Origin of the sequence: Streptosporangium sp. G11 (assembly GCF_051192615.1) — a bacterium.
Lineage (GTDB): Bacteria > Actinomycetota > Actinomycetes > Streptosporangiales > Streptosporangiaceae > Streptosporangium.
Genome location: NZ_JBPJUQ010000165.1, coordinates 1 through 7677, shown reverse-complemented (window position 1 = coordinate 7677; position 7677 = coordinate 1). Strand labels below are relative to the sequence as shown.

General features: G+C 68.8%; 14 protein-coding genes and 1 pseudogene. 11 read left to right on the top strand and 4 right to left on the bottom strand.

The features are described from left to right. Window positions 1–182, bottom strand: a pseudogene (locus tag ACSDR0_RS48495) (XRE family transcriptional regulator); the annotation flags it as partial. A gap of 163 nt (window positions 183–345) precedes the next feature. Here ACSDR0_RS48495 and ACSDR0_RS48490 point away from each other — a divergent pair. The 3 genes from ACSDR0_RS48490 (at window position 346) to ACSDR0_RS48480 (ending at window position 1805) form a co-directional block, all read left to right on the top strand. Beyond that, window positions 346–690, top strand: a complete 345-nt coding sequence (locus ACSDR0_RS48490) for a hypothetical protein (RefSeq protein WP_435295763.1) — start codon at window positions 346–348, stop codon at window positions 688–690. A gap of 4 nt (window positions 691–694) precedes the next feature. Beyond that, complete coding sequence (locus ACSDR0_RS48485; protein ID WP_435295762.1) at window positions 695–1171, top strand: GntR family transcriptional regulator; 477 nt, start codon at window positions 695–697, stop codon at window positions 1169–1171. Between the two features lie 67 nt (window positions 1172–1238). Next, the gene (locus ACSDR0_RS48480; protein ID WP_362899581.1) at window positions 1239–1805 is read left to right on the top strand and encodes an HD domain-containing protein; all 567 of its coding nucleotides are present in this window, start codon (window positions 1239–1241) and stop codon (window positions 1803–1805) included. Here the strand turns inward: ACSDR0_RS48480 and ACSDR0_RS48475 are convergent. Together ACSDR0_RS48475 and ACSDR0_RS48470 are read right to left on the bottom strand one after the other, a co-directional pair. Further along, window positions 1773–2249 (bottom strand): NUDIX hydrolase, encoded by a 477-nt coding sequence (locus ACSDR0_RS48475; protein ID WP_435295761.1) that lies wholly within the window; start codon window positions 2247–2249, stop codon window positions 1773–1775. The two genes, ACSDR0_RS48480 and ACSDR0_RS48475, sit on opposite strands and share 33 nt — an antisense overlap. Before the next feature lie 3 nt (window positions 2250–2252). After that, window positions 2253–2993 (bottom strand): XRE family transcriptional regulator, encoded by a 741-nt coding sequence (locus ACSDR0_RS48470; protein ID WP_435295760.1) that lies wholly within the window; start codon window positions 2991–2993, stop codon window positions 2253–2255. 153 nt (window positions 2994–3146) lie between these two features. Here ACSDR0_RS48470 and ACSDR0_RS48465 point away from each other — a divergent pair, with 153 nt between their 5' ends. Further along, the gene (locus ACSDR0_RS48465) at window positions 3147–3368 is read left to right on the top strand and encodes a hypothetical protein (protein WP_435295759.1); all 222 of its coding nucleotides are present in this window, start codon (window positions 3147–3149) and stop codon (window positions 3366–3368) included. Beyond that, the gene (locus ACSDR0_RS48460) at window positions 3365–3541 is read left to right on the top strand and encodes a hypothetical protein (protein ID WP_364237547.1); all 177 of its coding nucleotides are present in this window, start codon (window positions 3365–3367) and stop codon (window positions 3539–3541) included. The genes ACSDR0_RS48465 and ACSDR0_RS48460 overlap by 4 nt, the downstream gene beginning before the upstream one ends. Window positions 3542–3549: 8 nt before the next feature. Here ACSDR0_RS48460 and ACSDR0_RS48455 read toward each other — a convergent pair whose 3' ends face one another. Then, window positions 3550–3888, bottom strand: coding sequence for a winged helix-turn-helix domain-containing protein (locus ACSDR0_RS48455; protein WP_435295758.1), 339 nt, complete (start codon window positions 3886–3888; stop codon window positions 3550–3552). A 127-nt stretch (window positions 3889–4015) separates the two neighbouring features. On the opposite strand from ACSDR0_RS48455, the gene ACSDR0_RS48450 reads away from it, so the two are divergent. The 6 genes from ACSDR0_RS48450 to ACSDR0_RS48425 all read left to right on the top strand — a co-directional run. Continuing rightward, window positions 4016–4369: a hypothetical protein gene (locus ACSDR0_RS48450; protein ID WP_435295757.1), complete on the top strand. Its 354-nt coding sequence runs from the start codon at window positions 4016–4018 to the stop codon at window positions 4367–4369. Continuing rightward, window positions 4362–5684, top strand: coding sequence for an FtsK/SpoIIIE domain-containing protein (locus ACSDR0_RS48445; protein WP_435295756.1), 1323 nt, complete (start codon window positions 4362–4364; stop codon window positions 5682–5684). Before ACSDR0_RS48450 ends, ACSDR0_RS48445 begins: the two co-directional genes overlap by 8 nt. Before the next feature lie 35 nt (window positions 5685–5719). After that, the gene (locus tag ACSDR0_RS48440) at window positions 5720–6376 is read left to right on the top strand and encodes a DUF2637 domain-containing protein (RefSeq protein ID WP_435295755.1); all 657 of its coding nucleotides are present in this window, start codon (window positions 5720–5722) and stop codon (window positions 6374–6376) included. An 18-nt stretch (window positions 6377–6394) separates the two neighbouring features. Next, complete coding sequence (locus ACSDR0_RS48435; protein WP_435295754.1) at window positions 6395–6739, top strand: hypothetical protein; 345 nt, start codon at window positions 6395–6397, stop codon at window positions 6737–6739. Then, entirely contained in the window at window positions 6729–6887 is a 159-nt protein-coding gene (locus tag ACSDR0_RS48430; protein ID WP_435295753.1) for a hypothetical protein, read from the top strand. Before ACSDR0_RS48435 ends, ACSDR0_RS48430 begins: the two co-directional genes overlap by 11 nt. Before the next feature lie 98 nt (window positions 6888–6985). Next, window positions 6986–7677: replication initiator (locus ACSDR0_RS48425; protein WP_435295752.1), on the top strand; the 692-nt coding region annotated here is incomplete at its 3' end.

Here is a 7677-nt window from a genome sequence, read left to right as displayed (position 1 = left end):
TCGGGCCACAGGTCGTTCTCGTCGACTTCGAGGAGGTCGGCGACGGCCAGGCGGTGGCGAGGGTGAGGGATGCGGCCGGTCAGCCAGCGGGTGACGGTTTTGGGGTCGACGGTCAGGTGGGTGGCGATGTCGAGGGGTTGGAGCCGCGCGCGGATGAGGGCGTGGCGCAGGTTCTCGTTCATGGGTGGCACCTCCCGTGGCACGGTCAGTGCCTGCGACGTTAACATAAGACGTCCCTAGACGTCCCTAAGTTGCGGTGTCGATCTCCGGCCCCGGAAGACGAGGCTCGTCGGCACGGGCTCCCACCCAAGGGACTGCGCCCTCCACGCTGACAGGAGCACATCCATGACCACCGCACGAGAAAGACAGCGCGCCCACCAGCAGGAGTTGCTGACCTTGCTGCGTGAGCAGCTGTCCTCTTTGGAGATCACCACCGTCCTGATTGTCGACAACAGCGGACAGCCCTGCCTGGAGGTCGTCGACCGGCATTTCCGTATCCGGCGGGTCTATGTCCAGACGGCGTTCCACTGGTTCTACTGGGGCGACCAGCTGGACGAGCGGACCTCCTCGCTGCGCCTGGCGAGTGCGGCCAAGCGGATCTCCACCGCGGCCCGGGAAGGCTGGCGCCAGGGTGAGCAGGAGCCGCTGACGGTGGATCTGAGCAAGATCGTCGACGCGTACCGCACCTGAGTCGATGATCTCTGAGACGAGCAGGTGGCTGACCGGCGGGCTGGTCTATCCCCAGATCGCCGACCGGCTCCGCGAAAAGATCACCTCCGGCGAGTATCCGGCCGGCGGAGTTCTGCCCTCCGAGGCGGCCTTTGTCGCGGAGTTCCACGTGGCCCGCACGACCGTTCGTCGTGGCCTGGCCGTGCTGGAGAGCGAGGGGTTGGTCGTCGCGATGCCCGGCAAGGGGCGCGTGGTGAAGGAGGAGGGGCGTCAGGCCGACGCGGCGGCGTACCGGTATCAGGTGATCGCAAAGGATCTGCGGACGCAGATCCGCGGGGGTGTCCTGGCTGTCGGGGCGGCGTTGCCGAGTGAGAACGCGCTCCGGCGGCAGTACGCGGCCTCGCGCAACACGGTGCGCCATGCCCTCGGTGAGCTGGAGCGCGAGGGGTTGATCGTGACCGCGCACGGCAAGGGCCGGTTTGTCCGTCCTCTCCCGGACTGAGACGTCCTGGGACGTCTCGGCTTGTGCACTGGATTCGCCTCGGGGGACGGCGTCTATCGTGAACCGCATGGGACAAGCTGAGTGGGCACGTGACCTGGCCAAAGAGCTGCTGGAGCAGCCGTTGCCGCGCCGGTGGGCGCACACGCAAGGGGTGGCCGCGCGTGCCGAGTCGCTGGCGCCGATCCTGGGGCAGGAGTCCGACCTGCTGACCGCCTCGGCCTGGTTGCACGACATCGGGTACGCGCCGCAGCTGGTCGACACCGGGTTCCATCCACTCGACGGTGCCCGCTACCTGCGCGAGGTGCACCAGGCCGACGACAAGCTCGTCCGGCTGGTGGCGCATCACTCGTGCGCGGTCTATGAGGCCACCGAACGTGGCCTGCTGGATGTGCTGAACGAGGAGTTCGACCGGGAGCGTCCGGAGCTGGTGGAGGCACTGACCTACTGCGACATGACCACCAGCCCGGACGGGCTCCCACTGGAGGTCGATGTGCGGCTGGCGGAGATCCATTCCCGCTACGGTCCCGAGCATCTGGTGAGCCGGTCGATCGCCAACGCGACGCCGTGCATCACCTCGGCGGTGCGGGCGGTCCAGGTCGCGCTAGCCGATGTACGGCCCGGTGGTGCCGGCTAGGTAGTGGCCGATGCGCAGGCGCATCGAGCGGTCCATGGTCAGCGAGTCGACCTGGCCGCGCGGCACCCACCGCACTTCGCGGGACTCGTCACTCGGCGTTGGCTCACCGGAGAGCGGGCGGCCGGTGAGGACGATGGAGAACTCCTGTCGGGCTTCGCCGTCGCTGGTGTAGAGGATGACGTGCTTGGGGTCGGTGTAGGTGCCGACGATGCCGGTGATCTCGCACGTGATGCCGGTCTCCTCCAGCGTCTCGCGGATGGCCGCGGCTGGGAGGGACTCGCCGAGGTCGATGGCTCCGCCGGGGACGGCCCAGTTGTCGTTGTCGGTGCGGTGGATCATCAGGATGTCCCCGGCGTCGTTGGTGACGACGACGTTGACCGAGGGAACCAGGCTGTTGGGTGCGGGCGCGGAGGGGTCGTCGTAGAAGTCGATCCGGCGGGCCATGGGTCAGGACTCTACCGGGGTGGCTCCGGCCCAGACGGCTTCGAAGCTGTCGAGGTAGGTGGAGACCATGCCGCCGCCCACCACCTTGCGCAGGTGCAGGACGGGTGCGTCTCCGGCGGGCATGCCGTACAGGTGGGTGTTGGCCAGAAGCTGGTCATCACCGCGGTAGATGGAGTTGTACAACACCGTGCGATGCAGCCGGATCTCCACGCCTTCGACCTGGCGCAGCGGCCGGTACAGCACCAGCGACATCCTGATCTGCGCGGCCATACCGTCGCCGATGCCCTCGTCCGCGCCGCGTTGGGCGACCTCGGGTGAGTCGGGGTCGCCGAGCAGGATGCGCACCCGTACGCCCGCCTTGGCCTTGTCGGCGAACAGGCGCATGAGGCCGGTGTCCTGGGAGATGAAGGTGCCGCTGTAGACCAGCACGCCGATCTCTTCTCGGGCGGCGGAGAACAGACGTCCCCAGGCGTCCCGAGGGACGGCCCAGCGGTGCGGGTAAACGGTGACGATCTCGGTCTCGGAAACCGCGGCGGCCTGTTTGGGCGTCAGAGCATCAGGCCACAGGTAAGCCTCCTCGGCGTCGAGGTACTTGGCGACGGCGAAGCGGTGCTTGCGGTAGGGGGTGCGGCTTTGGGTGATCCACCGCTCCACGGTCTTGGCGTCCACCTCGATGGCCTCGGCCAGCTCGGCGATCGTCGTTCCCCGCTCCAGCAATACCGTGCGCAACCGCTCGTTCGCCATCTCACCTGCCCGTAAGAAGGGACGTCTAGGGACGTGGCAATCGTAGACCGGACGTCCTGAACATGTCCCATCCTGTAGTGATCTCGTCCCACCTCTCTGCCGCACTCTCGATATCGCAAGGCAGCAACAGCAGTGATCGAGAGGAGAGACACAGTGATCAACGACATTCGGCCGATCGACGAGACGCCCGCCTGCGTGTGCGGCGCGACCCTGGAGGAGGGGCGGATCGCCTGCCGCAAGTGCCTGGCCCGGGACCGGTGGATCCGGCGTCAGGGGCAGGCGGCCAAGCGCCGGACGAACAAGCGGCGCGGTCAGAGCAGGCGCCCGGCCGGCCGGCCGCGCAACCTCGCCGAGGCGGGGGTGAGCTGGACGTGACCACGATCCCACTGATCATCGGCCTCGTCCTCGGGGCGGCCGTAGTGGTCGGCTACGTACTCGTCATGGTCGGCATGCGCCAGGAGGACCGGCGAATGTCCCTGGGCGGCGTTCCTCCGACCCGGGCGGCGGGCCTGGCGCGGCGGGTCACCGGCTGCCATGTGCGCGGATGAGCGGCGACCTACTCGCGCTCGGCCAACCTCGACTCCACCCGCTCCAGGCGCTGCGACAGATCCCGCAGCGTGGCCCGCATCTCGGCCAACTCCTCCGCAGCCGGCGGCAAAGCCGGGGCGGCGTCGTCGCGGACGAAGACGCCCTTGCCCTGCTGCCCGATGACCAGCCCTTCGTTTCGTAGCACCCCGACGGCGAGTTTCACCACGCTCAGCGACGCCTCGTACGTCGTGGCGAGTTGGGTTGTGGACGGTAGCGGATTTCCGGGCGCCAAGGTGCCGCGCCGGATCTGCTCGCGCAGGTCGTCGGCGATCTGCAGATAGCCGGGTCGCCCGGTGTTCTTGACCATCGCCCCTCTTCTGTCGCGAGTGCTCCCTAGTTCAGCACAAAGGCGCGACCAAGCCAACCACGCGACCATTGACACCCATGCCAACTAGGCTGACTATGTTGTCCTAGCCATATAAGGAGGTACATCCATGCGCAACATCCCGATCCCCGTCGATGTCCACCGACTCCGCTTCACCTGCGTCAAGGCCGCCCGTCCCCGCGTGGTCGACCAGGACACCGGCAAGATCAAGACCGACAAGGAGGGCAACAAGATCTACGAGTCCGTCCTGCTGGCTGAGGACGAGTTGGGCCGGATCGAACTGGTCAAGGTCGGAACCTCCGGACAACCCCCGATCGCTCCCGGCCAGGACGTCGTGCCGACCGCGATGGTCGGCTACGTCTGGGAGATCCCGCAGAACGGCGCCTCGCGATGGGGCATCAGCTACAAGGCCACCTCCATCGTCCCCGTCTCCGGCATCCCCGCGGGAGAGCAGAGTGCCTGACTCCCTGAGGCTCGCCCTCACCATCCTGGCCTGCCTCGCGGTCGCTCTGTGGGCATGGCGACGCTTTCACCGCCGGTCGTTCTGGCTGATCGCCGCCTACCCGCTCACCGCACTCAGCGTCCGCGCCACCTGGCGCAAGGTCGCCCTCGGGTGTGGGCTGACGAAGAAGCGGGCGCGCTGGGCCTTCACCCTCACCCCCGGCGCCCTCGTCTCCACCGGCACCGTCAAGGTACGGCGTCGCTTTCGCCGGGTCGCTGTCGACACCAAACCCTGGATGTGGCTGCCCATGCCGACCCGGCACGGCTGGCGCGCCACCCTGCACCTGCTGGAAGGCCAGATCCCCGATGACTACGCCCAAGCCGCCGAACGCCTCGCCCACTCCTGGGGCGTGCACGCCGTCCGCGTCTCCTCACCCCGCCCCGGACGCCTCGTCATCAACACCACCATCCGCGACCCCCTCGTCCAGGTCGACCGGCTCTCGCCCTCCACCGACCTGCTCAAGGTCACCGTGGGACGGCTGGAGACCGGCAAACCCTGGGTGATCGACTTCCGTACCGTGCCGCACTGGATCAACGCCGGAGCCACCCAGTCCGGCAAGTCCAACCTCGCCAACGCCCTGCTCGTCGGCCTGGCCCCGCAACCGGTCGCCCTGGTCGGCTTCGACCTCAAGGGCGGCGTGGAGTTCACCCCCTACGCCGCACGCCTGTCGGCACTGGCCACCGAGCGCGCCGAGTGCACCCGGCTGCTGGCCGACCTGATCGGCATGATGATCGACCGGATGGGCCTGTGCCGGATGACCGGCGCCCGCAACATCTGGCAACTCCCTGCAGCGGTCCGCCCTGTTCCGGTCGTGGTGCTCGTTGACGAGCTGGCCGAGCTGTACCTGATGGCCGACAAGTCCGAGAAGGACGACATCGCCAGGACCTCCACCGCGCTGCTGCGCATCGGACAGCTCGGCCGCGCGTTCGGGATCTACCTGTTCTGCTCCGGCCAGCGCATCGGCTCCGACCTCGGCCCCGGCGTCACCGCACTACGCGCCCAATGCTCGGGACGCATCTGTCACCGGGTCAACGACCCCGAAACCGCGACCATGACCCTCGGCGACCTCGACCCTGCCGCCCTGGTCTCCGCCCGCGCGATCCCCGCCCAAACCCCCGGCGTCGCGATCGTCGCCTCCCAGGATGGCCAGTGGTATCGGGCGCGCTCCTTCTACGTCGCCGAGAACACCGCCGAACACGCCGCCAAGACCTACGCCCACCTCACCCCGTCCTGGGACGACCTCACCGCCGCCCAACCGGTCGACGTCCCCGCCTAACCCCCTGTCCCCACTGACTTCTGAAGGGAGGAACCATGACGCGAAACCTGCTCGCCGCCCTGCTCGACTCCGGACCGGTGATCGTCCTAGCCGCGATCGCCGGAGCGGGCTCGTTCACCCACATCCGCGACACCGCCACCGAACACGGCCAGAGCGGCTGGATGGCCTGGGCCGTCGCCGTGTGCGTCGACCTCACCTGTGTCATGGCCGCCCGCGAACGCCAGCGCGACAAGAAGACCGGACGCGTCCGGGACGGCCTGGCCTCCTGGCCCACCCTCGTCCTCATCCTCGGCATCGTCCTGTCCCTGTCCGCCAACCTCCACCAAGCCGAAGCCTCCGCCTGGGGCTGGATCACCGCCGCCACCCCGGCCGGCGCGTTCCTGATCGCCGTCTCCATGCTCGAACGCCGCGCCTCCGGCCCCCGCCTCGAACCGTCCCCAGCCCCGTCCTCCGAGTCGGCCCCGGTGCCCGCGCTCGTCCCCGCCACCCAGGACGACAAGGACAACCAGGTCGGGACCGCGGACGGGCCGTCCTCCGAGCTCGTCGACTACGCCCGCCGGGTGGCCACCGAATACCAGAACGCCCAAGGCAAGCCGATCAGCCGCGACACCCTGCGCGCCCGCCTTGGCGTGTCCAACCAACTCGCCTCCGACCTGCTGCGCACCCTACGCACCACCTCCGAACCCGCCTGAACCGAAAGGAGAACCATCGTGACCACCACCGACAAGCACACCGCAATGATCACCGGCCTGCGGGAACTGGCCACCTTCCTGGAGGCCAACCCCGAGCTCCCCATTCCCTACGAGGTGAGTGCCCTGTGTTTCCCCGCGCGAGGCGCCGACGCTGAGATGACCGCCGAGGTCGACCGGATCGCCACCCTCCTGGGCGCCGAAGTCGACGCCGAGGACGCCTCCTACGGCCACTACCGCACCGGCATCAACTTCGGCCCGGTCCGCTACGGGGCGCTCGCAGTCCTGGCCCACCGGCGCGCCCGGTACGACGCCGAGACCAGCTACGTCGGTTGCGTCGAACCCGACTCCGCCCATGCCGCCTGACACTCCACCGACCATCGAGCACAACGGCGAGCAGGAACCGCCCGCGCTGATCGCGCCCAAGCGGTGGCGGTGCTGCGACTGCGGGGCCATCGGTCTCGACAGCCACGGCATCACCTGCGAGTCCTGCGACGGTCTCGGCTTCTGCTGAAACCGTCGGCGCCCCCGGCCTGGCCGTACATCCGCCAAGACGCCTGCCAGGTCGGGGGCCATCCCCCCTCACCCAACGAGTGAAAGGAGGAGACCATCTTGCCCACAACACGCCCCGACACGCACGCGATCGCAGGCATGATCACCCGCCTGAACGATCCGAAGTACCCCCGCTGGGCCGCCCGGCTCCGCGCCACCGGCGGCTGCCGCCAGCCCATCCACATGCGGGGCCGCGTCCTGCACGTCGACCGCGCCACCGGCCGGCTCCTGCACCGCTACACCACCGCCACCGAACCCGAAGGCGTCCTGCACCTGCCGTGCAAGACCCGCCGCGCCTCCCGCTGCCCGACCTGCGCCGAGGTCTACCGCGCCGACACCTACCAGCTGATCCGTGCGGGCCTGGTAGGTGGCAAGGGCGTCCCGACCTCAGTCACCACGCACCCGTGCCTGTTCATCACCCTGACCGCCCCGTCCTTCGGCGTCGTCCACACTCAGCGAGAGAAGAACGGCAAGACCCTGCCCTGCCACGCCCGCCGCGACGCGCAAACCTGCCCGCACGGGCGCCTCATGTCCTGCACCGCCCGACACGGCGCCGACGAATCGTGCCTCGGGGAGCCGCTCTGCCCGGACTGCTACGACTACACCGGCTCGGTGCTGTTCAACGCCGTCTCCCCGAAGCTCTGGCAGCGCTTCACCGACGCCCTGCGCCGACGCGTCGCCAAGACGGCCGGTCTGACCCTGCGGGAGCTCCGCGAACGCCTGACGATCTCCTTCGCCAAAGTCGCCGAGTA